At 71.5% G+C, this 25,600-nt stretch carries 21 protein-coding genes and 2 tRNA genes; 9 read left to right on the forward strand and 14 right to left on the reverse strand.

Going from position 1 to position 25,600, the window contains the following annotated elements:
- Positions 1-4: 4 nt before the first annotated feature.
- Positions 5-2,806 carry a DUF6801 domain-containing protein gene (locus KV097_RS16675; RefSeq protein ID WP_220366505.1) on the reverse strand — a complete coding sequence of 934 codons (2,802 nt, stop codon included), beginning with the start codon at positions 2,804-2,806 and terminating at the stop codon, positions 5-7.
- Between the two features lie 171 nt (positions 2,807-2,977).
- Here KV097_RS16675 and KV097_RS16680 point away from each other — a divergent pair, with 171 nt between their 5' ends.
- Entirely contained in the window at positions 2,978-3,721 is a 744-nt protein-coding gene (locus tag KV097_RS16680) for an HAD family phosphatase (protein WP_301022921.1), read from the forward strand.
- Positions 3,718-6,213: a glycoside hydrolase family 65 protein gene (locus tag KV097_RS16685; protein ID WP_220366506.1), complete on the forward strand. Its 2,496-nt coding sequence runs from the start codon at positions 3,718-3,720 to the stop codon at positions 6,211-6,213. The genes KV097_RS16680 and KV097_RS16685 overlap by 4 nt, the downstream gene beginning before the upstream one ends.
- Before the next feature lie 210 nt (positions 6,214-6,423).
- Here KV097_RS16685 and KV097_RS16690 read toward each other — a convergent pair whose 3' ends face one another.
- Both KV097_RS16690 and KV097_RS16695 read right to left on the reverse strand, forming a co-directional pair.
- Positions 6,424-7,362, reverse strand: coding sequence for a DUF6801 domain-containing protein (locus KV097_RS16690; RefSeq protein WP_220366507.1), 939 nt, complete (start codon positions 7,360-7,362; stop codon positions 6,424-6,426).
- Between the two features lie 135 nt (positions 7,363-7,497).
- Positions 7,498-9,099, reverse strand: coding sequence for a phosphatase PAP2 family protein (locus KV097_RS16695; RefSeq protein ID WP_220366508.1), 1,602 nt, complete (start codon positions 9,097-9,099; stop codon positions 7,498-7,500).
- A gap of 43 nt (positions 9,100-9,142) precedes the next feature.
- On the opposite strand from KV097_RS16695, the gene serS reads away from it, so the two are divergent.
- Positions 9,143-10,417, forward strand: coding sequence for a serine--tRNA ligase (serS, locus tag KV097_RS16700; protein WP_220366509.1), 1,275 nt, complete (start codon positions 9,143-9,145; stop codon positions 10,415-10,417).
- Positions 10,414-11,232 carry an HAD family hydrolase gene (locus KV097_RS16705; RefSeq protein WP_255559679.1) on the forward strand — a complete coding sequence of 273 codons (819 nt, stop codon included), beginning with the start codon at positions 10,414-10,416 and terminating at the stop codon, positions 11,230-11,232. Before serS ends, KV097_RS16705 begins: the two co-directional genes overlap by 4 nt.
- Before the next feature lie 46 nt (positions 11,233-11,278).
- On the opposite strand, the gene KV097_RS16710 is transcribed toward KV097_RS16705, so the two are convergent.
- From KV097_RS16710 to KV097_RS16740, 7 genes are all read right to left on the reverse strand, one after another.
- Positions 11,279-11,884, reverse strand: coding sequence for a winged helix-turn-helix domain-containing protein (locus KV097_RS16710; protein WP_220366510.1), 606 nt, complete (start codon positions 11,882-11,884; stop codon positions 11,279-11,281).
- 130 nt (positions 11,885-12,014) lie between these two features.
- Entirely contained in the window at positions 12,015-12,701 is a 687-nt protein-coding gene (locus KV097_RS16715) for a WhiB family transcriptional regulator (RefSeq protein WP_220342962.1), read from the reverse strand.
- A 75-nt stretch (positions 12,702-12,776) separates the two neighbouring features.
- A complete protein-coding gene (locus tag KV097_RS16720; RefSeq protein WP_220342960.1) occupies positions 12,777-13,346 on the reverse strand; it encodes a bacterial proteasome activator family protein in 570 nt (189 codons plus the stop codon).
- Positions 13,347-13,360: 14 nt separating this feature from the next.
- Complete coding sequence (locus KV097_RS16725; RefSeq protein ID WP_220366511.1) at positions 13,361-14,212, reverse strand: galactose mutarotase; 852 nt, start codon at positions 14,210-14,212, stop codon at positions 13,361-13,363.
- The gene (locus KV097_RS16730) at positions 14,209-15,186 is read right to left on the reverse strand and encodes an NAD(P)H-quinone oxidoreductase (RefSeq protein WP_220342957.1); all 978 of its coding nucleotides are present in this window, start codon (positions 15,184-15,186) and stop codon (positions 14,209-14,211) included. Before KV097_RS16730 ends, KV097_RS16725 begins: the two co-directional genes overlap by 4 nt.
- Before the next feature lie 19 nt (positions 15,187-15,205).
- The gene (locus tag KV097_RS16735; RefSeq protein ID WP_220342956.1) at positions 15,206-15,442 is read right to left on the reverse strand and encodes a DUF6457 domain-containing protein; all 237 of its coding nucleotides are present in this window, start codon (positions 15,440-15,442) and stop codon (positions 15,206-15,208) included.
- Positions 15,439-16,035 (reverse strand): molybdenum cofactor guanylyltransferase, encoded by a 597-nt coding sequence (locus KV097_RS16740; RefSeq protein WP_220366512.1) that lies wholly within the window; start codon positions 16,033-16,035, stop codon positions 15,439-15,441. Before KV097_RS16740 ends, KV097_RS16735 begins: the two co-directional genes overlap by 4 nt.
- A 47-nt stretch (positions 16,036-16,082) precedes the next feature.
- Between KV097_RS16740 and KV097_RS16745 the strand changes: the two genes are divergently transcribed.
- The 5 genes from KV097_RS16745 to KV097_RS16765 all read left to right on the forward strand — a co-directional run bounded on the left by KV097_RS16745 (position 16,083) and on the right by KV097_RS16765 (position 18,774).
- Complete coding sequence (locus tag KV097_RS16745) at positions 16,083-16,922, forward strand: carbon-nitrogen hydrolase family protein (RefSeq protein WP_220366513.1); 840 nt, start codon at positions 16,083-16,085, stop codon at positions 16,920-16,922.
- Positions 16,919-17,986, forward strand: a complete 1,068-nt coding sequence (locus KV097_RS16750) for a hypothetical protein (RefSeq protein ID WP_220342950.1) — start codon at positions 16,919-16,921, stop codon at positions 17,984-17,986. Before KV097_RS16745 ends, KV097_RS16750 begins: the two co-directional genes overlap by 4 nt.
- A gap of 70 nt (positions 17,987-18,056) precedes the next feature.
- A tRNA-Ser gene (locus tag KV097_RS16755) sits at positions 18,057-18,145 on the forward strand.
- A gap of 4 nt (positions 18,146-18,149) precedes the next feature.
- The gene (locus KV097_RS16760; protein ID WP_220342948.1) at positions 18,150-18,629 is read left to right on the forward strand and encodes a hypothetical protein; all 480 of its coding nucleotides are present in this window, start codon (positions 18,150-18,152) and stop codon (positions 18,627-18,629) included.
- A 58-nt stretch (positions 18,630-18,687) separates the two neighbouring features.
- A tRNA-Ser gene (locus KV097_RS16765) sits at positions 18,688-18,774 on the forward strand.
- Here KV097_RS16765 and KV097_RS16770 read toward each other — a convergent pair.
- From KV097_RS16770 to KV097_RS16785, 4 genes are read right to left on the reverse strand one after another with little or no spacing between them, the layout of a single operon-like run.
- Entirely contained in the window at positions 18,756-19,508 is a 753-nt protein-coding gene (locus KV097_RS16770) for an ABC transporter ATP-binding protein (RefSeq protein WP_220345764.1), read from the reverse strand. The two genes, KV097_RS16765 and KV097_RS16770, sit on opposite strands and share 19 nt — an antisense overlap.
- On the reverse strand, positions 19,505-20,455 hold the full coding sequence (locus KV097_RS16775) for an ABC transporter ATP-binding protein (protein ID WP_220342944.1): 951 nt from the start codon (positions 20,453-20,455) through the stop codon (positions 19,505-19,507). Before KV097_RS16775 ends, KV097_RS16770 begins: the two co-directional genes overlap by 4 nt.
- 5 nt (positions 20,456-20,460) lie before the next feature.
- The gene (locus tag KV097_RS16780) at positions 20,461-23,127 is read right to left on the reverse strand and encodes an FtsX-like permease family protein (protein ID WP_220366514.1); all 2,667 of its coding nucleotides are present in this window, start codon (positions 23,125-23,127) and stop codon (positions 20,461-20,463) included.
- Entirely contained in the window at positions 23,124-25,529 is a 2,406-nt protein-coding gene (locus KV097_RS16785) for a hypothetical protein (protein WP_220366515.1), read from the reverse strand. The genes KV097_RS16780 and KV097_RS16785 overlap by 4 nt, the downstream gene beginning before the upstream one ends.
- Between the last annotated feature and the right edge of the window lie 71 nt (positions 25,530-25,600).

The raw sequence follows: 25,600 nt of genomic DNA on the forward strand, positions 1-25,600 counted from the left end.
CGCGCTACCGGCGCCTGACCGAGAGCTTCACCGTCTTGGTCGCCCCACCGGTGGTCGCGCTGCCGAGGTAGCGGACCCGGAGGGTGGCCCTCCCCGCCTTCGGCAGCTTCTTCAGCCGGACGACCGCCCGGCCGCTCTTGCGCAGCGTCGCCGTCCCGACCTTCTTGCCGCGGTAGTAGACCGCGACCTTGCCCGACGGCGTGATCCCGCTGGCCTTCACCGTCACCCGGACCTTGGCGCGCGTCTTGCCGGCGACGACCTTCTTCGTCGTCACCTTCGCGGCGACCGACGCCTTGGCCTTGCGGATCGTGAGACGGACGGTCGTCGACGACGGCTTCGTCTTCGTGTCACCGAGGTAGCGCACCGACAGGGTGTGCGTGCCCGGCTTGAGCGCCGTACGGGGCAGCACCACCGTGGCGCGCCCCTTCGTCACCGTGGACCGCGCCAGCAGGGTGCTGCCCTTGCGCACCTCCACCCGGCCACCCGCCGTCGACGGCGAGACGGAGACCGCCACCCGCGGCGAGACGCCGTACCGGGTCGAAGCTGCCGACGCCTTCACCGACGACGGCGCCGGCGCCGGCGTGCCCGGCTCGTCCACGACCGGCACGGTCCCGATCGTGAGCTCCTCGCCGTCCATCGCGGTGCAGTCGAGACCGACGTCGGTGATGACGCCGAGGGCACCCGGCGTGAGGACCGCGTTGATGAACATCCTCTCCGGCATCGCCACGGTCAGGGCGCCCGACTGCGGCGCCGTCAGCTCGGGCAGCCCTCCCTTCACCGGGATGGTGATGCCCTCGGCGGGCACTGGGAGCGACAGCGGCACGGTCGCCGACTTCAGGCCCGTCATGGGCACCTCGTATGTCCGTCCTGTGGCCGTCTCGGTGAAGACCGCCGAGGCGGTGGCCTGACCGGCCACCGCGGTCTGACCGAAACCGGCCTCCTCCATCGGCGGCACCGGGGCGGCGCTGAAGTCGGGCCCGGCCAGCAGCTCAGCCATCGGACGCGCCATCTTGAGCGAGACTTCCGTGTCCGGCACGGTGAACTTCTCACCGGGCGCGAGCTTTGCCGGTATGTGGGCCCGCGCGTCAACGCGGAATGTCACGTCGCCGCCCATCACCGCCGCCACCGGGTCGGTCGTGCCCGGGTCGCCGAGGTCGTACGCGCACCGGTAGCGCACGTCACGGATGACACCGGTCTGCGGGGCGGCCGGCTCCTCCACCTTGATGGTGACCGTCCCGGTCGTCGACACGCCGTCGGCATCGGTCATCGTCACCGTGAACCGGTCGGTCCCGACGAAGCCCGGGTCGGGGACGTAGGTGTACTTGTGCTGGACCTTTGCGAAGATCGACGCGGGGCTTGCCGGATCGTCGTCGGCCACGAAGAACGTCTCGATCGCGCCGTGCTCGGGCTCGCCGTACGTGAAGCGCGCCGCGCCCGAGGTCCAGACGAAGGGTCCGGTCATGTCGAGGTCGCGCGCCCAGGGCCAGCCGTCGAACGGCTTGTCCCTCGTCGTCGTGAAGGTCTGGTCACGCACGACGGGGGCAGCGTTCACGATGGTGAAACGGACGGTCGAGGTGCTCGCCTGACCGTTGGTGTCGGTCGCGGTGTACGTGAAGGAGTAGCTTCCCGGCGCCGCGTCCTCCCAGGGCTGGATCATGGCCTTGTCGCCGTCGACCGTGAGATCGATGTTTCGGCCCTCGTTCGGTCCCGAGAGCGGGCCCGCCGTGTAGGTCAGTGCACCCTGGCCGCCGGTGCCCTTCAGCGTGACCGCGGTCGGTCCGGCGAAGATGCCGCGGTACGCCGGGTCTGCCACCGTGATGTCCTCGGTCGCGACCGGTTCTGCACTGCCTGCGACCTCCACCTGGACCGACGCGGTGGTCTCGTGGGTGCCGTCGCTGACGGTGTAGGTGAAGGAGTCGGAGCCGACGTAACCCGCGGCCGGGGTGTACGTCAGGGTCGGGGCCGTGCCGCTCAGCGCACCGTGAGCGGGCGCCGTGGTCGTGTAGGTGAGGTCGGCGCCCTCGGGGTCGGTCGCCTCGAGCGTGACGGCCACCGGGGTGCCCGCGTCGGTCCTCACCGAGACGTCGTTGGCGACCGGGGGCTGGTTCACGGGGACCCTGATCGGGATCGCCCCGAAGACTCCGTCACCGTTCGGACCGGCGGGGTCGAGGTCGCACGCCAGCTTGACCGCTCCCTCGCCGCCGACCACCGTTCCGTCGGCCGTCAGCAGCGTCGCCGCGACGGTGAAGCGCGCCGGCATCCGGAGCGTCGCCGCCTCCGAGGCACCGGCCGGCACGGTGATCGCCGGGACATCACCCTCGGTCGGGATGATCCACGGCACGTTCGGCGACGTCGGGACATCGGTCTGTGGAGACACGAGGTTGCCGATCGGGACGACCAGAGGCTCGCTGACCCCCGGTGCCGTGATCGTGATGGCCGCATCTGTCGACTTGCCGCCCGCGGTCTTCGCCCGGAGCAGGCCGACAGTTTGGATGCGAAGTTCCTCCGGCATCGTCAGCGTGATCTGGGTCTTGCGCGGCGGGATGGTCTCGCCGGCCACGACGGAGTCGGGCACCTCAACGGCAGCACGGACCCCGACGTCCCACACACCGAGCGGCAGTCCGGCGGCGTCGACGTTGCACTTGTAGTTGTAGTCCTTCACCAGGTCGGTGTCCGCGGCGGCAGGACCTGCGGCCGCCAGCCCGAAGGCGCTGAGCGTGCCGGCGACGAGCGCGCCGGCCGTGAGCGATCCGACGACGCGGCGACCGCGTGCCGTGAGTCCGGTGGGTGGATCAGCCTGCTTCATCGTTCTCCCTCTCCAGACGCAGCACGATCCCGTGCCGCAGACGCAACTCAGTGTGACAGGGAGAGATACATCACACACCTTTTTTCAACGGCCTCGCCGCCGCGGCCGCCGCGCCGAGGTTTTCTCCTGCCACGTGACGCGACCGCAACCTCGACCGAATACCCTCGAAGAGTGACCGAGTCCGCACTGGTCCAGTGGGCCGACTATGACGCTGCCCTCTTCGATCTCGACGGGGTTCTGACCCCGACCGCCGAGGTCCACATGCGCGCCTGGGCAGCGCTGTTCAACGGCTACTTCGCCGAGCACGGGGTCACCCCGGCCTACACGGACGCGGACTACTTCGCCTACGTCGACGGCAAGCCGCGCTACGACGGGGTCCGTTCTCTCCTCGCCTCGCGCGGGGTGACCATCCCCGAGGGCGACCCGACCGACCCGCCGACGGCGGAGACTGTCTGCGGTCTCGGCAACCGCAAGAACGTCGAGCTCGAGCACGAGCTGGAGCGCGACGGCGTCCGCCCGTACCCCGGCTCCGTCGCCCTGCTCGACCACCTCGCCACGGTGCCCATCGGCCTGGCGGTCGTGTCCAGCTCGGCCAACGCTCCCAAGGTCCTGGCCGCCGCCGGGCTCGCCGACCGCTTCCCGGTGGTGGTCGACGGGGCCGTCGCCCGCGCACAGCAGCTGCCCGGCAAGCCCTCCGCCGACACGTTCGTCTACGCAGCCAAGGAGCTCGGGACCGACGCGAGCCGCTCGATCGTGATCGAGGATGCGGTCTCCGGGGTGCGTGCAGGTGCCGCCGGCGGCTTCGCACTCGTCATCGGCGTCGACCGCGGCGCCGGGCGCCAGGTTCTGACTGACGCCGGCGCCGACGTCGTCGTCGCCGACCTCGCCGAGCTCGTCCCAGGAGGTGCGGCATGAGTCCTGTGCCTCGCGACACCCCCCGCCCCGTCGTCGACTATCTCGACCGCCACCGGTGGCCCGTCCACGGATGGCGCCTCGTCGAGCGGTTCTTCACCGGCGAGGACCTGGGCCGTACGGAGACGCTCTTCGCGCTCGGCAACGGCTACCTCGGCATGCGCGGCAACGTCGAGGAGGGGCGCGAGTCGCACACGCAGGGCACGTTCATCAACGGCTTCCACGAGACGTGGAAGATCAACCACGCCGAGGAGGCGTTCGGCTTTGCACGCGTCGGGCAGACGATCGTCAACGCCCCCGACGTGAAGGTCATCCGGCTCTACGTCGACGACGAGCCGCTCCTGCTGCCGGTCGCCGACCTCATCGACTACGAGCGCTCGCTCGACTTCCGTACCGGGGTGCTGTGCCGCGAGATCGTGTGGCGCACCCCGGCCGGCAAGCGCGTCCGGATCAAGTCGCAGCGCATGGTGTCGTTCACCCAGCGCCACCTCGCGGTGATGACGTTCGAGGTCACGATGCTGGACGCGGCCGCTCCTGTGACGCTGTCGTCGCAGATCCTCAACCGGCAGGACGGTGGCGACGAGTACCACGTCCGCTCCGCCGCCATGGGCGAGGGCACCGACCCCCGCAAGGCCGAGCGCTTCGGCCGTCGGGTGCTGATCCCCGAGCTCCAGGACGCCGGCGACGACGACGCCCGCGTGATGCTCGGCTACCGCACCGCCGAGTCCGGCATGACCATCGCCGTCGCCACCGACCACACCATCGAGACGCGGGACCCGGTCGAACGCACGGTCCAGGTCACCGACGACATGGCCAAGGTGGTCTATCAGATCGATGCGCAGCCGGGCCGTACGATCCGGCTGACGAAGGTGGCGGCGTACCACACGTCACGCGGTGTCCCCGCCCGCGAGCTGGCCGACCGCTGCCGCCGGACCCTCGACCGGGTCGCCTCCGAGGGCGTGGGGAGGCAGTTCGCCGACCAGAAGTCGTGGCTCGACGACTACTGGTCGCGCGCCGACGCCACCATCGGAGGTCAGCCGTCGCTCCAGCAGGCGCTGCGGTGGAACCTCTTCCAGGTCGCGCAGGCCGCCGCCCGGGCCGAGGGTGCCGGCATCCCCGCCAAGGGGGTGACGGGCTCGGGCTACGGCGGCCACTACTTCTGGGACACCGAGGTCTATGTCCTCCCGTTCCTCACCTACGCCTATCCCCAGCTCGCGAGGGCGGCGCTGCGCTTCCGCTACAACATGCTCCCGGCCGCGCGCCGACGCGCCCGCGACCTGTCGCAACGAGGCGCGCTGTTCCCGTGGCGGACGATCAACGGCGAGGAGGCGTCGGCGTACTACGCAGCCGGCACCGCGCAGTACCACATCGACGCCGACATCTCGCACGCCCTGAGCCGCTACGTCGACGCCACCGGCGACACCGACTTCCTCATGCGCGAGGGGATCGACGTCCTGGTCGAGACCGCTCGTATGTGGGCCGACCTCGGCTTCTGGCGCAGTGAGGGACGCGGGTCGTTCCACATCCACGGCGTCACCGGTCCCGACGAGTACACGACCGTCGTCAACGACAACCTCTTCACCAACGTCATGGCGCGCCACAACCTCCGGCGGGCCGCGCGAGCCGCACGCGAGCTGGAGAGCGCGTGGCCGCAGGCGTACTCGCGGATGGTGAAGCGCCTCAACCTCGACACCGACGAGGTCGAGGAGTGGGAGCGCGCCGGCGAGGCGATGGTGATCCCGTACGACGAGCACCTCGGCATCCACCCCCAGGACTCGCACTTCCTCGAGCGCGAGGTGTGGGACCTCCCGCACACGCCGGCCAACAAGCGACCGCTCCTGCTGCACTACCACCCGCTGGTGATCTACCGGTTCCAGGTGCTCAAGCAGGCCGACGTCGTGCTGGCGCTGTATCTCCAGGGTGACCAGTTCACGACGGAGCAGAAGCGCCGGAACTTCGAGTACTACGACCCGATCACCACCGGTGACTCAACGCTGTCGGCCGTCGTGCAGGCGCTGATCGCGGCGGAGGTCGGCTACTCCGACCTCGCGCTCCGCTACTTCACCGAGGCGCTGTACGTCGATCTCGCCGACCTCCACGGCAACGCCTCCGACGGCGTCCACGTCGCGTCGACGGGCGGCGTGTGGAGCGCGCTCGCGACCGGCTTCGGCGGGTTCCGCGACTACAACGGCGAGTTCTCGATCGACCCGCGGCTCCCGTCGAGCTGGGACAGCCTCACCTACCGGGTCACGATCCACGGCAGCCGCATCCGCGTCGACGTGCGGGAGGACCAGGTCGAGCTGACCGTCGAACGAGGGCCCGGCGCGAAGTTCTCCGTACGCGGCAGCGTCGTGCACGTCACGGCCGAGGAGCCGGTCGTCGTCCCGCTCGACGGCCAGGGCCCGTTGCTGGAGGGCGGCCCGGGGCCTGGCCCGCTGGACGGCGTACGCCGCGCCGACGGCTCGATCATCACGGCCACCGTCCCCCACCCCTAGCCCCGTTTGGGGTGCTCACACCCGACAGTGGGGGATCCCACCTCGAATACGAGGTGCGGTCCGCGCGTTTCGGGTGCGAGCACCTCAAACGGAGGGGTGGTGCCGGAACGAGCGAGTGCCCCGGATCCGCGCAGGATCCGGGGCACTCGTCCCCTCGGAGGGTCAGGACGGCTCACGCCGTGCCGCAGCCCGAGACGTCGTGCACTCGTTCTATCGGCGGACCTTCACCTTGACGGTCTTCGTCGCGCCCTTGGCGTACACGGAGCCCCTGTAGGTCAGCTTGACCCGGTAGGTGCCCTTCTTCTTGAACTTCTTGAGCTTGATCGTCACCTTGCCGTTGCGAACGGTGCCCTTGCCGACGGTCTTCTTGCCGACCTTGGCGGTGACCTTGCCGGTCGCGGCCGGGCTGCCGGCGGCGACCCGCACGGCGAGCTTGGCCTTGGTCTTCTTGGCCCGGATCTTCTTGGGCGAGACCTTGGCGGTGATCTTGGAGGCGTTCTTGGCGATCGCCAGCGAGCCGATCGCGCGGCTTCCCCCGAGCGAGCAGGCCATCGTGACCGGAGCGGTGGTCCCGAGCCTCTGGTAGACGGTGGCGGCAACATCGAACCGCGCCGGCATGTTGATCGTCGCGGACGTGTGGGCCCGCGCGGGGACGCGAATGGCAGGCACGTCGCCGACCGTCCTGATGGTCCACGGCGAGGCCGCGGGGATGGCCTGCTTCGCGGCAGCAAGGTTCGCGATCTTTGCCGTGATCGCCGAGGCGCCAGGAGCGGTCACCGTGATGCTGGCGTTGTTGGACGCGCCCGAAACGTCGGTGCCCTGGAGCAGACCGGTCGTCGCCGCACGCAGGGTCTCCGGCAGCGTCAGTGTGATCGTCGTCTTGCGAGCAGCGATCAGCTGCCCGCGGCGGACCGAGGTAGGCACGGCCACCTGCGTGCGCACGCCGACGCTGAAGTTGCCGAGGTCGATACCCGCGCCAGCGACGACGCGGCAGGTGTAGTTGAAGCTCTTGTTGAGGTTCTTGTCGGCAGCGTTCGCAGCCGGTGCACCGGCGATAACGAGGCCGCCGACTCCGGCTACCAGGGCGGCGCCCGTGGCCGCGGCCGCGAGCCGTGTGCGGCCCTTCGGCGCGGGGTGGGTCTGAGGCATGGTGAACTCCCTCCGAGGACGATGCGATCTGCATCACATGCGAAGTTGAGTTCAACAGTGAGTTACAGCGTGCGGAACCCATCGGTACCATCCGTTACCGGATCGTAATCTTTGGTCAACTGACCGGATTCCGACTCAGCGCGGCACGCGGACCAGCAGGACGCCGGGCTCCACGGTCGCGCACAGCTCGGTGTGCTCACCGATGGGATCGCCGTCGAGCTGCATGGCCGCGGGCCTGTCCGTACGGATGGTGACGGTGCGCCCCGTCATGCGGTCGAGGCGTTCGTCAGTGCGCTTGCCGCGGGCGAACAGGCGCAGCCCGACGGAGAGGAACGCGAACTTGTGTGGTGGCGAGATCGCCACCACATCGAGCACCCCGTCGTCGATCTGCGCGTCCGGCAGCAGGGGAAGGCCCCCTTGCAGGAAGCCGACGTTGCCGACGATCACGGTCAGGGCTCGGCGCCGTACGAACGCCCCGCCATCGACCGCGATCTGCACCCGTGTGGTGGGGAAGCGGAACACCTGCGTGGCGCCCGATACGACGTAGGCCAACCAGCCGACCTTCTTCTTCAGCTGCTCGTTCGTGCCGGTCATGACCGCGGCGTCGAAGCCGACCCCCGCCATCACGAGGAAGGTGGTGCTGTCCTCCGACCCGTCGATCTGCAGGCGGACGACGTCGACCGCGCGGTCCTGACCGGTGAAGGCGTTGTCGATGGCGTCGACCAGGTGCAGGGGCAGCGAGAGGTTGCGTGCGAGAAGGTTGCCGGTGCCGAGCGGCACGATGCCCACGCCGATCCCGCTGCGCGCCAGCTCTCCGCAGGCCTCGCGGACCGTCCCGTCGCCCCCCGCGACGATCACCAGGTCCGCCTCGCCCTCGAGCGCCTCGACCGCCTGGGCGGCGCCAGGGTCGTCCACCGTCGTCTCGAAGAACACCGGCTCGGCCCAGCCGTGACGTGCAGCCGCCTCCGCCACCCGCTCGCGGAACGCCGCGACGTCGCCGACCTTGACCGGGTTGAGCACCACGCCGACCTGGCGTCGTCCGGTGCCCGAGACGCCGGGGTGCGACGGCTCCTCCACGGCGAACACGGGCCGCATCAGCAGCCACCACAGCGCGAGCGGGATCGCGGTCCCGAGGGCGAAGCCGGCCACCACGTCGGACAGGTAGTGGACACCCAGGAAGATGCGGTCCAGGCCGGCGGCGAGGCCGAGGAGGATCCAGATCGTGATGACGGCCTTGCGCAGCAGACCGCGACGCATCAGGAGCAGCGTCACGATCACCATGACCGTCGAGAACGTCGCGCCTGCGGTGGCGTGACCGCTGGGGAACGAGTACGAGGTGAGCGTCTGGAAGGGGTCGTCGAAGGCCGGCCTCGACCGGTCCACGGTCCGCTTGATGACGTACACGGCGGTGAACTGGACCGCGATCGTCAGCGCGATCCACACCGCGAGGCGAGAGGCCCTGCGCCACACCGCGACCAGGACGGTCAGCCCCATCACGATGCGCAGCGTCCACGGCCCGAGACCGTCGGCGACCCACAGCAGGGTGTCGATCAGCATCTCCCGGCCCGCGACCGCGTCGTGCGCGGCGTCGGCGACGGCCTGGTCGAGATCCAGCAGAGGAGCCCACTCCCACCAGACGGCGGCGGTGAGCCCGACGAAGACGACGACCAGGAGGCCGACCAACGCGGGCACGAGGACTGGGCGCGCCGGACGGGCGCGGCGGAGGTCGATCGGCACCCGATCAGGGTAGTCGTGTCCGGCCCGCCGATAGGCTTGGGGAATGATCGACGTTCGTACGCTCCGTGACAACCCTGACGAGATCCGCGCCGCCCAGCGCCGCCGTGGCGAGTCTGAGGCTGTCGTCGACGAGCTCATCGCGGCCGACGAGGCCCGTCGATCGGCGATCGGCCGGTACGAGGCGCTCCGTGCCGAGCAGAAGCAGCTCGGCAAGCAGGTTGCCCGCGCCACCGGTGACGAGAAGGCCGAGATCCTCGCTCGCACCCGGGAGCTCTCCGCCCAGGTCAAGGAGGCCGACGCCGCGTCCGGTGAGGCCGGTCGCCTCTTCGACACGCTGCTCGCGACGCTCCCCAACCTCGCCGCGCCGGAGTCGCCCCCCGGCGGCGAGGACGACTTCGTGGTCCGCGAGACCGTCGGGGAGCCGCGCGACTTCGCCGCCGAGGGCTTCACGCCGCTCGACCACATCGAGATCGGCAAGCGCCTCGGCGCCTTCGACATCGAGCGGGGCGCCAAGGTGAGCGGTGCCCGCTTCTACTTCCTCACCGGCATCGGCGCCCAGCTCGAGCTGGCTCTGGTCCAGATGGCGATGGACCGCGCGACGGCGTGGGGCTTCACTCCGATGATCCCGCCGGCGCTGGTGAAGCCGTCCGCCATGGAGGGGACCGGATTCCTCGGGCAGGCCGCCGACGACGTCTACCACCTCGAGAAGGACGACCTCTACCTCGTCGGCACGTCGGAGGTGCCGCTCGCGGCGTACCACTCCGACGAGATCCTCGACGCCGAGTCTTTGCCGCGCCGTTACGCCGGGTTCAGCCCGTGCTACCGCCGCGAGGCAGGCTCGTACGGCAAGGACACCCGGGGCATCTTCCGGGTGCACTGGTTCGACAAGGTGGAGATGTTCGTCTACGCGACACCCGAGGACTCCTACGCGGTCCACGAGGAGCTGCTGGCCCACGAGCAGGACTGGCTCAACGCGCTCGAGCTCCCGTACCGCGTGATCGACGTGGCGGCCGGCGACCTCGGTCTCTCGGCGATCCGCAAGTTCGACTGCGAGGCGTGGATCCCCACCCAAGGCAAGTACCGCGAGCTGACCTCCGCCTCCAACTGCACCAGCTTCCAGGCGCGCCGTCTCGGCATCCGCATGCGTGACGGCGAGCAGGTCACCCCGCTGGCGACTCTCAACGGCACGTTGATGGCGTCGACCCGGACGATCATCGCCCTCCTCGAAAACCACCAGCAGGCCGACGGGTCAGTCCGGGTCCCCGTGGCGCTGCAGCCCTACCTCGCAGGCCGAGAGATCTTGGAGCCGCTGTCTTGACGTTGACCTCGCACACCACCGACGGCGCCGCCACGACCTGGAGGCCACGCATCGTGGCCCTGGACGTGGACGGCACGATCGTCGACTACGACAACGAGATGACCGACGCCGTACGCCAGGCGGTCCGCGCGACCGCCGAGGCCGGGATGCACTGCGTGATCTCGACCGGCCGCTCCGTCTCCGGCGTCATGGACGCGGTCCAGAAGCTCGGGTTCACCGAGGGCCTCGCGGTCGCCAGCAACGGCTCCGTGGTGTTCTCCTACGATCCGATCACGATCCTCCACACCGTCACCTTCGACGCCGGCCCGGCCGTGCGCGCTCTGATGGCGGAGGTGCCGGAGGCCGCCGTGGCCGTGGAGAACGTGGGCGTCGGCTTCCGCATGAACAAGCCGTTCCCCGACGGGGAGCTGGGTGGTGAGATCGCTCACGAGCCGATCGAGGACCTCATCGCCGAGCCGGTCACCCGCGTGATCGTCCGCAGCCCCGACTCCTCGGCGGAGGAGTTCGCCGAGCTCGCGCACTCGTTGGGCCTGGAGGGTACGAACTACTACGTCGGTTACACGGCCTGGCTCGACCTGGCGCCGGAGGGCGTCTCCAAGGCGGCCGGTCTCGAGCAGGTGTGCGCCGAGCTGGGTGTCGACCGCGCCGACGTGCTGGCGATCGGCGACGGTTCCAACGACGTCGAGATGCTCGAGTGGGCCGGCCGCGGCGTCGCGATGGGGCACGCCCCGCTGCACGTCCAGGCGGTGGCCGACGACGTCACCGAGACGGTCGAGAACGACGGCGTCGTGCGGGAGCTCGAGAAGTACCTCTGAGGTCCCGCTGGGCCGGCCGCCCCCGTGCGCGGCCGGCCACCGGGAATCAGGCGGTCAACGCACAGATCGGTGCGTGGCCGACGACCTCGTCGAACACGTCGAGCACCTCGTCGACACTGGGCGGTGCCGTGCGAGCGTGGCGCGCACCCGCTTGACGGGGCCGGCTCGAGGCCTGCCGAAGGTGCCGCTTGACGGTGGACAGCGAGCACCCGAGGCGCTCGGCGAGCTGGGCGAACGTGTCTCTCGGGTTGGCCCGCCGCGCCGCCAGGACCGCCTCGTGATCGACCGGTGAGCCCGCCGTACGGACGCCCGCGATGCGGTCGATGTCGGGATTGCCCACCGTGATGCCGAGACGGTTGCGGATCTCGTGGCGCTCCTGCGGCGAGGTGCAGGCCACGTACCCGGCAACCTCTCCGTCGACCACGGCCCGATAGAGGCACTGGACGAGGAGGGGGCAGGAGGCACATGCCTCGGCCGCCTTGTCATGAGCCGCCTGCCAGGCGTCCCACGACTCACCGGAGCTCGAGACGTCCTCGAGCGGGACGGAGAGCGTGTCGTAGACGTCGGCCATCGTCGCGCAGGGCGGGACGACGTCGAGCGATGCGTCGACCTGACGGCGGGTGGACGGGTTCTGAGTGGAGCCGGTGCGCATGATCTTTGCATCCCCTTCGAGCTACGAGATGCAAGGAGTCAAACAGGTGCGACAAAGCACGAATCAGCGCGCAAATACTCAACCGGCAGATGGGCGTTACTCAGCGGGAACCAGGTACGTGTTGCCTGCGTCACACCGTATCTGACGCGGGTGTCACCGTCGACCGGTGCGGCGACGGTGCCGAGTACCACTCACAGGCACCCCGCCGGGGCCGTCCCTGCCCGCTGGAGACGTGGCGCCTCCGCACGCGGCTCGCCACGACATGGGTGGGCGCGTTGCCGACGACCTCGTCGAAGACGTCGAGAACCGCGTCGACGCTCGGAACGGCCGTGCGAGACGGCCGGGCGCCCTCACTCGATGCCTCGCGCACGCGGCGCTTGACGGTGGAGACCGAGCAGCCGAGACGATCGGCGAGCTGGGCGAAGGTGTCGCTCGGGTACGCGCGCCGTGCCGCGAGGACGTCGTGGGGACCCGGCACCGAGTCTGTCGGACGCAGTCCGGCGAGCCGGTCGGTGTCCACAGCGCTCACCGTGATGCCGAGACGGCTGCGGATCTCGTGCCGCTCCTGCGGCAACGTGCAGGCGACGTAGCCCTCGACGTCCCCCTCGACGACCGCCCGATAGAGGCACGTGGCGAGCAGCGGGCAGGAGGCACAGGCCTCGGCCGCCTGGTCCCGAGCCCCATTCCAGGCGTGCCTCGACTCGCACGGATCCGCGAGCGTGTCGTAGACGTCTCGCATCGACACGCAGGGCGGCACGACATCGAGCGACGCGTCGAGTCGACCGCTGGTCCGGCTGTGACTGAAGCTGGTGCGCATGATCTGGCCTCCCCTTCGCGCGACGAAGAGGACAGTGAATCACCTGCTACAAGGTCTGGGCCAGCGAATAGATTCTCAGAGGTACATCCCCGGGCGGGGCTGCTGGCCCTCCTCGGGCTGCTGATAGCCCGGCATCCCGGGGCGCAGGCCCTGTGGCGAGGCGCCCGGAGCCCCCGGCAGCGCTCGTCGCATCTGCTGGAGCTGCGACTGAGCGGCGATCTGCTGGGCGTAGATCGCGGTCTGGATCCCGTGGAACAGCCCTTCGAGCCAGCCGACCAGCTGCGCCTGGGCGATCCGGAGCTCGTCTTCGGACGGCGTCTCCTTGTCGAACGGGAGACTCAGGCGCTCCAGCTCCTCCACCAGCTCCGGCGCGAGCCCGTCCTCGAGCTCCTTGATGGAGGTCTGGTGGATGTCCCGGAGCCGGACCCGACTGGCCACGTCCAGCGGCGCAGACTTCACCTCTTCGAGGAGCTGTCGGATCATGCTCCCGATCCGCATGACCTTCGCGGGTTGCTCGACGAGGTCGGTGACCGGGCGGTGACCGCCCTCGTCCTCGCTCTCGACGGGCTCGACCTCCTGGCCGTCGGGTCCGACGACACGGTGCTGGTCAGAGATTTCGGCGCGCTCGAACGGGTCTCCTGACATGCCGTCCACTGTAGTCACGGTCGGCGGATCGTCCAGGTGAGCACGTGTCTGCTCCCCGGCTGGAGGACGACGAGGTCGTGCCCGCTCCGGAAGGCGTTGGCGGGGCTGGAGCAGGGCTCGACCGCGAGCGATCCGCGGCCCTCGGGCGTGTAGGCCTGCAACCAGAGCACCCCGGGTCCGCACCGCACCTCCGTCCCGCCGACGCGGACCACGACCTCGCCGGTCTCGTCACGGCGCAGGTCGGTGTAGGCGTAGTCGAGAACCGTGCTCCCCAGCGGGCGGGTCGACCCGAAGTCGTACGGGCTGCCGGCCACCTCCTTCCGCCGCAGCGGCAGGTGGCGTACAGGGGTGGTCTCGAGATAGCTCTCGGCGGGGATCCACAGCGGCGTCTCGTCGCCCTCGTCCAGCACGAGGTACGGATGGAAGCCGCACCCGTACGGCGCCGCCACGTCACCGGCGTTGGTCGCGGTCAACGCGACGTTGAGACCGCCCGACGACAGCACGTAGTCGAGGTCGAGGCGCACAGTGAAGGGAAATCCCGCAGAGCGTGGCACCTCGACGGTGAGCCGCACGCTCTCTGGCGTCGCGGCGGCGACCGTCCACGCGATGTCGTGCACCAGCCCGTGCAGCGCGGTCGCAGCCTCGGGCTCGTTGATCGGGACCTCGTACGTGACGCCCTCGAACGTGTAGACCCCGTCCTCGAGGCGGTTCGGCCAGGGCGCCAGCACGGCGCCGCTGTATGCCGGGTGGCTGCCGTCCCCGTCCTGAGGCACCACGACGTCTCGGCCGTGCTGGCGCAGCGCCACCAGTCCACCCCCGTGCGTGGCCACCGTCGCCGACCACGCGCCGCACTCGAGCTCGATCACGGGGTGAGCACGACCTTGCCGATGTTGCCGGAGTCGTCGAGGACCCGGTGGGCGTCCTGGACGCGCTCCAGCGGGAGGACGTCGTGGATCACGGGACGGACGCTCTGGTCGACGAAGAGCGGCCACACGTTGTCGACCAGGCTCTGGACGATCTCGCCCTTCTGGGAGACCGGGCGTGCACGCAGCCCGTACGCACCGACCGTGGCGCGCTTGGCCAGGAGCGCACCGAGGTTGAGCTCGCCCTTGACCCCGCCCTGGAGGCCGATGACGACGAGCCGGCCGTCGCGGGCCAGCGCGGAGACGTTGCGGGGGAGATAGGCGGCACCCATGTTGTCGAGGATGACGTCGGCGCCGTGGCCCTCGGTGGCGGCACGGATGCCCTCCACGAAGTCGGCCTCCCGGTAGTTGATCGCGAGGTCGGCGCCGAGCTCGCGGCAGGCGGCGAGCTTGTCCTCAGAGCCGGCCGTGACGGCGATCCACGCCCCGAAGGCCTTGGCGAGCTGGATCGCCATCGTGCCGATCCCGGAGGCGCCACCGTGGACGAGCAGACGCTCGCCGGGCTGCAGGTCGGCCGTCATGAAGACGTTGGACCAGACGGTCGCCGCGACCTCCATGATCCCGCCGGCCTGGACCGGGTCCATGCCCTCGGGCAGCGGCGCGACCTGCTCCTGCGGGACGGCGACCTTCTCGGCGTACCCGCCTGCGGCGAGCAGGGCGACCACAGGATCACCGGTCCGCCAGCGGGTGACCCCGTCGCCGACGGAGTGCACGATGCCGGAGACCTCGAGCCCGAGCACGTCGCTGGCTCCCGGGGGCGGCGCGTAGTTCCCCTGCCGCTGGAGGACGTCGGCGCGGTTGACACCAGCCGCGACCACCTCCACCACGACCTCGCCAGGCCCCGCGACGGGATCCTCACGGTCGACCACGACCAACGCCTCGGGCCCTCCGGGCTCCTTCACGACCACGGCACGCATGACGTCACCGTACCGGTGGCTACTCCTCCCAGCGGGTCGCCAGGGCGGTCACCTGGTCCAGCGCGCGGTCGAGGTCCTCGGGGGTGCCCCCCGACGTGGCCGCGGCGTATCCGACCAGGAAGGCCGTCACCGGAGCGGCGCGACGCTCCACGCCGTGGGCCACGTCGCGGGCGGTCTCGAGGATGGCGTCCAGGTCGTAGTCCGGCTCGATCCCGAGCTCGACACAGACGGCGTCGGTCCAGTCCTGCAGGCTCATGGGTCCGACGTTATGTCCTCAGGGCGGTCGATGTCTCGCGCCTCCCGCCCCGACGACGCGATCTGACTCACCCGGAGCGGCTCGACGAGGGTCCGCATCGACACGTCGACCCAGTCCGGGCGGCGGGCGGACGCGCCCTCCAGGGCGTCACGGTGCCAGGCGCTGCACAGCTGTTGGGTGCGTCCGCCGTCGTCGACGAGCATCGCTCCCGCAAAGTCCCGGTCGGCAGCGATCGCGCCGAGGAGACGGTCGACGGTGCCGGCAGCGACGTAGGGAAGGTCGCCCGCGAGGAGCACGACGTACGGCGCCGCGCACCGACGGAGCCCGGCGGCGACGGCGTTCGCCGGCCCCGAGCCGGGAGGCTCCTCGCGCACCCACTCGACGTCGACCGCGGTGACCCGACGGGGACCGACGACGACCCGCCGCTCGGCCTCCGACACCGCGAGCAGCGCACGGTCGAGCAGAGGGACGCCCTCGACGAGGACGCCGAGCTTGTCGGAGCCGAAGCGCCTGGACGCGCCGCCCGCCAGCACGATCGCGTCGTACGGCACGTCGTGTGGCGACCGCTCGGGCGAGCTCCTCGCGTGGGTCACGCACCTCACCCTGCCGGAGCCTGGGGGTCGGCTGCAAAGATGGACGTATGCAGGTCGCCCTCGTCCAGCTGAGCGCGACGACCGACGCCGCGACGAACCGCACGTTGGTCGACGACGTCCTCGGCACGCTCGGTCCGCACGACGGACTCGACCTCGTCGTCCTCCCCGAGGCGACGATGCACGACTTCGGTGACGGGTCCCTCGACCTGAGCGCGGTCGCGGAGCCGCTGGACGGGCCGTTCGCGGAGCTCCTGGCAGCGCACGCGCGCCGGCTGGGCGCGTACGTGGTCGGCGGAGGGTTCGAGGCGCGTCCAGCATCGGCAGGCGGCCCGGGTCTGCCGTACAACGTGCTCCTGGCCTTCGCCCCCGACGGCAGCCTCGCTGCCTCGTACCGCAAGATCCACCTCTACGACTCGTTCGGGTACGCCGAGTCCGAGCGCCTTGCCGCGGGCGAGATCGCGCCGGCCGTCCTCGAGGTCGCGGGTCGACGGGTCGGGTTGATGACCTGCTACGACCTCCGGTTCCCCGAGATGGCGCGGATGCTGGTCGACGCCGGCGCCGACGTGCTCTGCGTCCCCGCCGCCTGGGTGCGAGGTCCTCTCAAGGAGGACCACTGGACCACCCTGCTGCGCGCGCGGGCGATCGAGAACACCATCGACGTCGTGGCCGCCGACCAGTGCGGGAAGTACGTCGGCCTCAGCATGGTCGTCGACCCGCTCGGCGTGGTCGTCGCGTCCGCGGGCGAGGAGCCCACAGTCGTACGCGCGTCCCTCTCGACCGAGCGCCTCGAGGGCGCCCGCGCGACCAACCCGTCGCTCGCCAACCGCCGCATCGCCGCGCCGGTCTCGCCGACGGCCACCGACGGCCACCAGGGAGCGACGCCGTGAGCACCGCAGGAGGACGCCGCGCCGCACCGCGCCGCAGCGCCGACACCATCAGCTACATCCCGCCCGTGCGAGAGCCGCGCTTCAGCATGAAGGCGTTGCGCGCGGCGGGGGTCAGCGGACTCTTCCTCGCCTGGCTCGCGGGCTTCGCCGTCGCTCTCACCTCGGTGGCGGCCGTCGGGTTTCCCGACGGTTATGCCCGCTACGGGGCTGCGCTCCTCGCCGTCGTCTTCACCGCCGGGGTCGCCCGCCGCAGCGGGGGCCGCAGCGCTCTCTGGGCCACGCTCGTCGCCATCCTCAGCGCGATCGCCCTCCTCACCGAGTGGTCGTGGGCGATGGCGGCCGCCTCCGTCCTGACCGCGACCTTCGGCGCCGTGCTCGCCGTCCTGATGACCCGTCCGGCCGAGTCGGTGTCGGCGGTCGTCCGGGAGTACACGATCGCGCTCGTGGTCGCGACGAGCGCCGCGGTCGCCGTCGCCGCCTGGAACGCCCCGCTGGTCTACCAGCGCTACTACCTCCTGGTCCTCGGTGCCGCGCTCGCCGCCACGTTCGGCATCGTCTGGAGCCTCGGGGCCGGCCTCCACGGTCTGGGGCGCCGAGGCGTCGCGCTCATCGTCGGTGGCGCCGGACTGGTCGCGGTGCTGCTCGTCTACGGGACGATCGTCCGCTCGTACGGCTCTCCCGGGGTCGTCGAGGCGATCGACGACGCGGTGGTCTGGCTGCGCGAGACGATCGGCGGCGTGCCCCGGCCGACCGAGGTGCTGATCGGGTTCCCTGCCCTCGTCTGGGGGGTCAGCACCCGGTCCAACCGGCGCCAGGGCTGGTGGATGTGCGCGTTCGGCGTCGTCGGCACGGCCGTGATGGCGACGGCGCTCGGGTCCCCGAACGCCGACACGACCTACGTCGCGCTCTCCACGCTGTACTCCGCGATCCTCGGCCTCGGCCTCGGCCTCGCGATCCGCGCACTCGATCCCGGGTCGACGTCCCGCTCGGGCCGCCGGGCCGCACGCCGCGACGGCGACACCTTCGTCCGTCCCGAGCCACCTCGCTTCGCGGCGCTCAAGTAGGGATCCGCCGGTCGAGCCCGCCGCGCGCGGGTGCGACAATCGACTCGGCGTCGTGCGCGCACGGCGTCGAGGAGGGGTGCCGGAGTGGCCGATCGGAACCGCCTTGAAAGCGGTCGCTGGCAGCGATGTCAGCCGCGGGTTCGAATCCCGCCCCCTCTGCTCCATGAATGAGACGACGAGATCTTCCACGTACCGCCTCACGCTGTTCCTGGCGCTGAGGCTCTTCGGCATCCGCATGATGGTCGCCGCGGTCGGCGCCGTCGTCGCGGCCGTGCTCCTCACGATCGGCGGTGACGCCGCGATCTGGGGAGTCGTCGCCTCCGTCCTCGTCGGGCTGCTGGTCGTCGCGTCGCTGGCGGCGCTGCGGTGGCCGCCGCGCCTGCTCACGCTGACCCCCACGGGTTATCAGGTCCACCGTGTCCGCGGAGTCGGTGTGCGTCAGGCGCTGTGGAGCCAGGTCGAGCGTGTTGACGACAAGCCGTCGGCCGAGGGCACCCCGACGTTGGTCATCGGCCTCGAGCACGCGCGTACGACCGAGCTGCCGCTGATGCTGTTCGGTGCCCGCGCGCTGGAGGTCCAGCGTGAGATCAGGGCGCGGCTGGACAGCTCGCACGGATACCGCCCGCTGCCGCCCGCCGAGTGAGGCCCGCCCCCGACTGGTTCGGCCGACGCGTGACCTAGTAGCCTTGAGCGGCACCCTCGGAGGTGTCGCATAGTGGCCTAGTGCGCCCGCCTGCTAAGCGGGTTGAGGATAAAACCTCTCGCGGGTTCAAATCCCGCCACCTCCGCCGTCCGAAGCCGTGACCGGTCCCCGACCGGTCACGGCTTCGTCGTTGCCGGGCGCACCGACCACCGTCCCGCCGCGCAGCGTGAGAACCCGGTCGGCGCGCTCGACGAGCAGCGGGTCGTGGGTCGCGACGACCGCCGCGATTCCTCGCCGGTGCACCAGCTCGACGATCAGGTCCATGACGGAGGCAGCGGTACGGCTGTCGAGCTGGCCGGTGGGTTCGTCCGCGATGAGCAGAGCCGGCTCGGCGACCAGCGCCCGGGCGACCGCGACCCGCTGCTGCTGGCCTCCCGACAGCTCGTCCGGCCGCTGTCGGCCGTGGTCGGCCAGTCCGACGGCAGCCAGCGTCTCCTCGACGCGTCGTCCTCGCTCCGCCGCGTCGACCCTACGGATCCGCAGCGGGACCTCCACGTTCTCCACGGCGGTCAGGACGGGGAGCAGGCCGAAGGACTGGAAGACGAACCCCACCGCGTCCCTGCGCAGGCGAAGCAGCTCGTCCTCCGTCGCGGTCGCTGTGTCGGTGCCGACGAGCTCGACGCGCCCGGAGGTGGGACGGTCCAGGCCACCCAGCAGGTTGAGCAGGGTCGTCTTGCCGGAGCCCGAGGGACCGCGGACGACGACGAGCTCGCCGGGGCGCGCCTCGAGCGTCACGCCCTTGCAGGCGTGCACCTCGCCGGCAGGGGTCCAGAAGACCCGGCCGGCCGCGTCCGCGCGGACCGCGGGCTGCGCACTCATCGGGCACCCCCGTCGCCGTTCGTACGCGGTCCGCGGTCGTCGGCGCCCTCGGTGCCGTGACGCTCGCCCGGCCAGACACCCACGTGGTCGCTCTCGAGCGCGAGGCGGACCCGGTGCCGCAGGTCGAGCGCACGGGTGAACTCGTCGGGCAGCTGCAGACGCCCGACACGGTCGAGAACGGCGTACTCCTCAGCGATCACGGTGTCCTCCCCGCTCTCGTCGACGGATGCGCGTCGAAGGACCTCTGTCGACGTACGTCCGTCGCGAATCTGCACCGTCCGGCTCACGTGCTCGGTCACCGTCGCGTCGTGGGTGACGATCAGGACCGTCGTCCCTCGCTCCCGGCTCACGTCGTTCATCGCCCCGAGGACCTCCGCGCTCGCCGCGTCGTCGAGCTCGCCGGTCGGCTCGTCGGCCAGCAGGACCCGAGGGGCGTTCGCCATCGCGACCGCGATGGCGACCCGCTGCTGCTGGCCGCCCGAGAGAGCGGGGGGCCGGCGGTCGCGGCAGTCGGCGACGCCGAGGAGCTCGAGCAGCTCGTCGGCGAGCACCGCCCGCCGTCGTGAGGACTGACGCCCCACGGCTCCCACGAGCGAGACATTCTCGCCCGCGGTGAGGTACGGGAGGAGGTTGCGTGCGGTCTGCTGCCACACGAACCCGACACTGTTCCGTCGGAACCGGACGCGTTCGCTCCGCCCCATCGACAGCAGGTCGTGGTCCGCGACCACGGCGCGGCCCGCGGTGGGGACGTCGAGTCCGGAGAGGATCCCCAGCAGCGTGGACTTCCCGGAACCCGACGCACCGACCACGGCCACGACCGACCCGGCGTCGACGTGCAGGCTCAACCCTTGCAACGCCTGCACCTCGACGCCACGCGTGCTGAAGACGCGGACGAGGTCGGAGCACACGATCGCCCCGTCTGCCTCGGCTGTCTCGGCTGTGGTCACCTCGATCACTCTCCCATCATCCTGAGCGAGCTGGTCAGCTCCCTGCGCGCGGATCCTTCGGCGGCGAGGAGCGCCCCGGCGAGGGTGACGAGCAGAGCGCCCACCGCGACGAGGGCCAACCAGAGCACCGGGAACGTCGTCGGCGGCCGCGCGTCGCCGCCGGTGAAAGGGTGCAGGTCGATGGCGCCCAGGAGGAGCAGCGGCAGCACGACGCCCACTACCGCACCGACCGCTCCTGCGACGACGACGAGCAGACCGACCTCCCACAGGGGAAGCACCCGGGCGCGTCGCGCGGCGAGGCCGAGCGCGCGCACCACCGCGAGGTCACGCGTGCGGGAGGCGGCACCGGCCACCAGGGCCATGACGACCGTCACGCCCACGAGCAGGGCTGCCATCGCGGCAGCTACCCCGGCGACCACGTCGACACCAGCGACGACCGGGTTCTCCGCGAGGACCGTCTCCTCCCTGGCGGGCGTCGTGACCGTGGCGTCGGGGAACAGCCTCGCGGCCCGACGCGCGAGCGCGGGCGGTGGCGCGCCGGTCGTCGAGGAGAGAACGGAGAGGACCGGATCGTACTCGGGGCGCTCGTCGCCCAGGGCATCACGGTCGGCGAGGACCCAGAGCTGGTCGGGGACACCGGCCAGGCGCGCGGGCCCGACGGCCACGACGCGGGACGGGACACGGTCGACGGTGACGTCTCGCTCTCCCTCGAGGCTGTCGGCGAGCGCCTGGGACACGACGACCGGCACGCGACCGTCGATCGGAGCCGCCAGTCGATCGACACCCGGGACGGCCCCGGGCACGTCGCGCTGGACGTCCTCGAGCGCGAGGGCGTCGGTGAGAACGCGCGTCGCGTAGGCAGTCGTGCCCGACCGCACGCTCACGTCCGACCCGTCCGTCAAGGTCACCGAGGCCCGCACGTCGGCGAGACGCGAGAGCTCTGCCACCCTCTCCGGGTCGAGCGAGGATCCGGAGACCCGGAGGTCTGCACCGGCAGCCTCGGCTGCGGTCGCCGCGCGTCCAGCGTCGAGGGTGGCGACGGCGCACCCGGCGAAGGTCGCCGCACCGAGCGCGGCGACGAGGGAGACGACTGCAGCCGGCGAGACCCGGTCGTCTCGGGTGCGCGCGGCACCGAGGAGCCCGACCAGTCCCGTACGCCGCCGCTGCACCGCGGCGACCCGCCGCGCGAGCATCGGGAGCAGGCGCCGCGCCAGCACCGCGCCGGCCAGGCAGACGAGGACTGGCGCGGCGATCAGGAGGGGGTCGACACCACCCGTCTGCGTCCCGAGTCCTCGCTGGGAGACGGCGACCACGGAGGCCACGGCGAGGAGGATCACGGCCAGCTCGACTGCTACCCGCGGCACTCGGGGACCGCGCTCGCCGGCCGGGGTCGCGGCCAGCGCAGCGGTGACTGCGGGGAGCAGACCGCAGAGGACAGCCGGCCACCACGGGACGGCACCGTGTACCGCAGCAGCGACGGCTGCGCCGAGCGCCGCCGCCGGCAGGCCGACGATCAGCCCAACGACGGCGCCTGCGGCGGCCAGCTGGGTCGCGGAGGCGCCGCGGGCCCGGGCGAGGGCGAGCAGCGTGCCGCTGCGTGAGCGGACCAGACCTGTCGAGAGCACCAGCACGCACAGCGCCGCAGCAACAGGGGCTGACGCGAGGAGTGCGGTCAACGAGGTCAACGACACCGCAGTGTCGTCGGCCTCACGGAGCACACCGGTGGTGTTCGTCGAGAACGTGGCAATTCCGGCCGGGACCCGCATGAACCCCTCGCCCGGAACCTCGACCTCGCTCTCCGGGGCGAGCTCGACCGCCGTCCGGGTGAAGGCGGAGAGCTCGTCGACCAGCGCCGCGCCCTCGGCGGCGGTGAGGCGCTCTGGTGTCGCGGGGTACCAGAGCTTCAGTGCCGTGTGACTGCGCTCCACGGAGGCAGGCCCGGTGCCGTGGAGGTTCTCCGCCGAGACCCACCCGGCTGCCGCCACCGTCCAACGGCCGCCAGTGGTGGTGACCACCGGGGCGATCCCCCCGGAGATCTGGCGCCAGAACGGACCCTGTGGCGCGACCGCTTCGTAGGTGCCGCTGAGCCGGTAGCGCCGGTCCGGAAGGCCACCGCCCGTCAGCACCCGTACGTCGCCGACCCTCCAGCGCGCCTCCTCGGCGGCCGCACGCGTGAGGATGAGGTCGGCCGTGGCCCGTTCACCGGCCGGCGGTCGAGGCAAGGTTCCCTCGACCATCGTCACGTGCCTCGGCAGATCGGGCGAGAGGGTCAAGTTCACGTAGCAGTCCGGCAGCATCGGGCCGCCAATCTTCTCCGCCGTCTTCCGCGTCGCCGCCGTCAGGGTGAATGCCGCGGGCTCGGTGACCGACCGCAGGAGCGGCGGCAGCTCGGCGCGGGTCTTTTCCAAGCGATCGCGCAGACCACGCCAGTCGTCGGCGACCAGCTCCGGCGGTGGCGTGATCTGCTGCTCGTCGACCAGGTCGCGCGCGGCCGGCGAAATCTCCACGAGCGCGTGGCGCTGGGCGTCGGTCAGGAGGTTCGCGAGCGCCACCGGCGCCGCGGACGCGAAGAACGCGAGCACCACGACCACGGTCGCGGTCAGGGCGAGCACTCCGCGGAGAGCGACCACGTAGCGGAGGAGGAGCCGCGCGACACCCGATCGTCTGTTCACACGTCCTCCTTGCGCAGGAGGTCGTCGGCGTCACCGCGCGCCACGACCACGCCCGCGAGGGTGATGACGATCGCCGCGGAGGCGAGCAGCACGAGCGACGCTGCCAGGACGGGCCCGTCGAGCGCGACGACACGCCCGAGGTCCGGCGCCGTCTCCGGGACGAGGGCGCGGGAGAGGACGGGCACCAGGACGGCCACCAGGAGCACCGCGCCGGCCACGCCCGCGACCAGGCCCGCTGCCATCGCCACCGCGCTCTCACCGAGCCGTGCGCGGCCCCGCACGGCTCGGGTCGCCCCGAGCGCACCGAGGACGGCCGACTCGGCGCGACTCCCACGCACACTGCCGAGCACGACCGCCGCGAGCCCGATCGCCCCCAGGAGCGCGACCCCCACAGCAGCCCAGCGCCATGCCGTCTGCGCCGCTCCGGGCGACAGCTCGCCCTGGCCGGAGCGAGCCCGCACCACGGTCACCGGGCGGTCGGCCACCGACGGCACGGCCCGGGCGGTCGCCAGCGGATCGCCGCTCGACAGGAGCAGGGTGTTGACGGTGAGGAGGGCCTCGGGCTTCGACAACGACGTCTGGACCGCCGTCCTGCTGGCCACCATCCCCTCCCCGGTGGGAAGACCGGACAAGGACCGCGCGATCCGGCGTACGACCGCTGGGAACGTCGCGGCCACGTCCGGGACGAGCACCTCCAGGCGGTCACCGACCACGACGTCGAGATCCGACGCGAGCCCACCGGTGATCGCGATCGGGACGGCGCCGGCCACGACGCCGTCACCATCCTCACCACCGTCGACCGCCAACAGCGTGGTCTTGAGATCGGCCACCCCCACTGGCGTCTCGACGGCGCCGCGGACGCGGTCGACGGCGGGCAGCCCGGCGTACGGACCAAGGTCGACCTGAGGACTCTGCCGGCCATCGACGACCCGCTCGGCTCCGACGGAGACCCGGACGTCGTCACCGGTCTGCATCTCACGAGTCCGATCCACCACGGCACCTGCCGACGCGGAGGCGACCGCGGACGCGGCCGCCGTACCGACGACCAGAGCCACGAGCGTCAAGGTCGCGGCAGTCGCGCGCGACCGACCTCCGGCCCTACGGAGCGCGAGCACGAGCGCCAGACCGTTGCTCGCGCGCGCAGCGACCCGTGCGGCGGCTCCGAGGAGCGGCCGGGTCAGCAGGACGGTGACGACGGCTGCGGCAACCAGTACCAGTGCCGGCGCGAGAACCGTCAGCCCGTCGACACGAACGGCGCCCGACGACGACTCGAGCACGACGTCCCCGAGCCAGGCGGCGCGCGCCGTCAGGAGGATGCCGGCACCGGCGAGGAGGATCGCGACGACCAGAGCCACCGGGGCGGTGCCCGAGCGCCCGACGACTGCCGGAGGCCAGGCGCGTGCGATGGCGAGTGCCGGCGGGACGACGACCGCGACCGCCAGGACGTACGGCGATGGTGGGCCGAGCGCCGCCGAGCACGCCACGAGCCCGAGCGCCGAGCCCAACGCCCCGATGATCGCGACGTCACCGCCGTGCCACGCGATCACCTGGCCCGGGGACGCGCCCCTGGCCACGACCAGCATGGCCTCCGTGCTCCGAGCCGCGCGCACCGCGCCGGCGACGTGCCACATCACGAGGGTCCCGACGACGCCGACGAGCACCAGCGCGACCCGTCTCACCGCGTTGACGGAGGACTCGGCGCGCGCGATCTCGCGGACCCGGTCGGCGAGGCTGCCGTCGAGGGCCGCCCCAGCATCGTCGGCCTCCTCCACGAAGGCACGCAGTGCTGACGTCAACCGGTCGAGGTCGCTGCCCCCGACCGACGACGGGACCGTGAGCGTCCACGTGGACGTACGGTAGTCAGGGAGCCGCACCAGCGTCGCCGCCGAGAGGACGACCGGCCCGACCGCCCCGGCGTCGGAGCCGGAGGCGACTCCCGGATCGCCGAACCACCGCGGATCCGTCGGGTCGTCGGCCGCCCAGGTCCCCACGACGAGGACGCTCACGGGCCCGAGGTCCAGCGTGTCACCGGGCGAGACGCGCAGTCGCTCGGCGGCGGCCGTCGTCAGCGTCGCCTCGCTGTCCGACACCGCCCAGCGCCCGGAGGTCAACGACGCGAGGCCGGCCAGCTCGCGACGTTCTTCGACCAGGAACGACCGTGAGCCGACGACGATGTCGTCGGCGCGGGTGCTCGCTGTGACGACGAGCCCGGACGCCTCCGCGCGGCGGGCGAGGCGCTCGGCGGCACGGACCTCCTCGTCCATCCGCGTCGTGGCGGTGACCCGCAGGGCAGCGCTCCGAGGAGGGAGGTCTGCGAGGGCACGCGCGACGTCGTGGTCGAGCCGGTCTGCCGTGCTGGTCGCCAGTCCTGCCACGAGGACGGCGAACACGGCGCTGGTCACGGCGAAGGCAACGAGAATCCCGGCATGGGCGCGAGAACGGCGCCACGTCAGGCCAGGATTCACCACGACTT

Origin of the sequence: Mumia sp. zg.B17, from assembly GCF_019550915.1 — a bacterium.
Taxonomy (GTDB): domain Bacteria; phylum Actinomycetota; class Actinomycetes; order Propionibacteriales; family Nocardioidaceae; genus Mumia.

Bases quoted from the DNA above. Each gene is read 5' to 3' on its own strand.
- KV097_RS16685 (WP_220366506.1), top strand. From the start codon at position 3,718: ATGAGTCCTGTGCCTCGCGACACCCCCCGCCCCGTCGTCGACTATCTC.
- KV097_RS16730 (WP_220342957.1), bottom strand. From the start codon at position 15,186: ATGCGTGCCGTGGTCGTGAAGGAGCCCGGAGGGCCCGAGGCGTTGGTC.
- KV097_RS16710 (WP_220366510.1), bottom strand. From the start codon at position 11,884: ATGCGCACCGGCTCCACTCAGAACCCGTCCACCCGCCGTCAGGTCGAC.
- KV097_RS16690 (WP_220366507.1), bottom strand. From the start codon at position 7,362: ATGCCTCAGACCCACCCCGCGCCGAAGGGCCGCACACGGCTCGCGGCC.
- KV097_RS16745 (WP_220366513.1), top strand. From the start codon at position 16,083: ATGCAGGTCGCCCTCGTCCAGCTGAGCGCGACGACCGACGCCGCGACG.
- KV097_RS16735 (WP_220342956.1), bottom strand. From the start codon at position 15,442: ATGAGCCTGCAGGACTGGACCGACGCCGTCTGTGTCGAGCTCGGGATC.
- serS (WP_220366509.1), top strand. From the start codon at position 9,143: ATGATCGACGTTCGTACGCTCCGTGACAACCCTGACGAGATCCGCGCC.
- KV097_RS16675 (WP_220366505.1), bottom strand. From the start codon at position 2,806: ATGAAGCAGGCTGATCCACCCACCGGACTCACGGCACGCGGTCGCCGC.
- KV097_RS16770 (WP_220345764.1), bottom strand. From the start codon at position 19,508: ATGAGTGCGCAGCCCGCGGTCCGCGCGGACGCGGCCGGCCGGGTCTTC.
- KV097_RS16760 (WP_220342948.1), top strand. From the start codon at position 18,150: ATGAATGAGACGACGAGATCTTCCACGTACCGCCTCACGCTGTTCCTG.
- KV097_RS16720 (WP_220342960.1), bottom strand. From the start codon at position 13,346: ATGTCAGGAGACCCGTTCGAGCGCGCCGAAATCTCTGACCAGCACCGT.
- KV097_RS16715 (WP_220342962.1), bottom strand. From the start codon at position 12,701: ATGCGCACCAGCTTCAGTCACAGCCGGACCAGCGGTCGACTCGACGCG.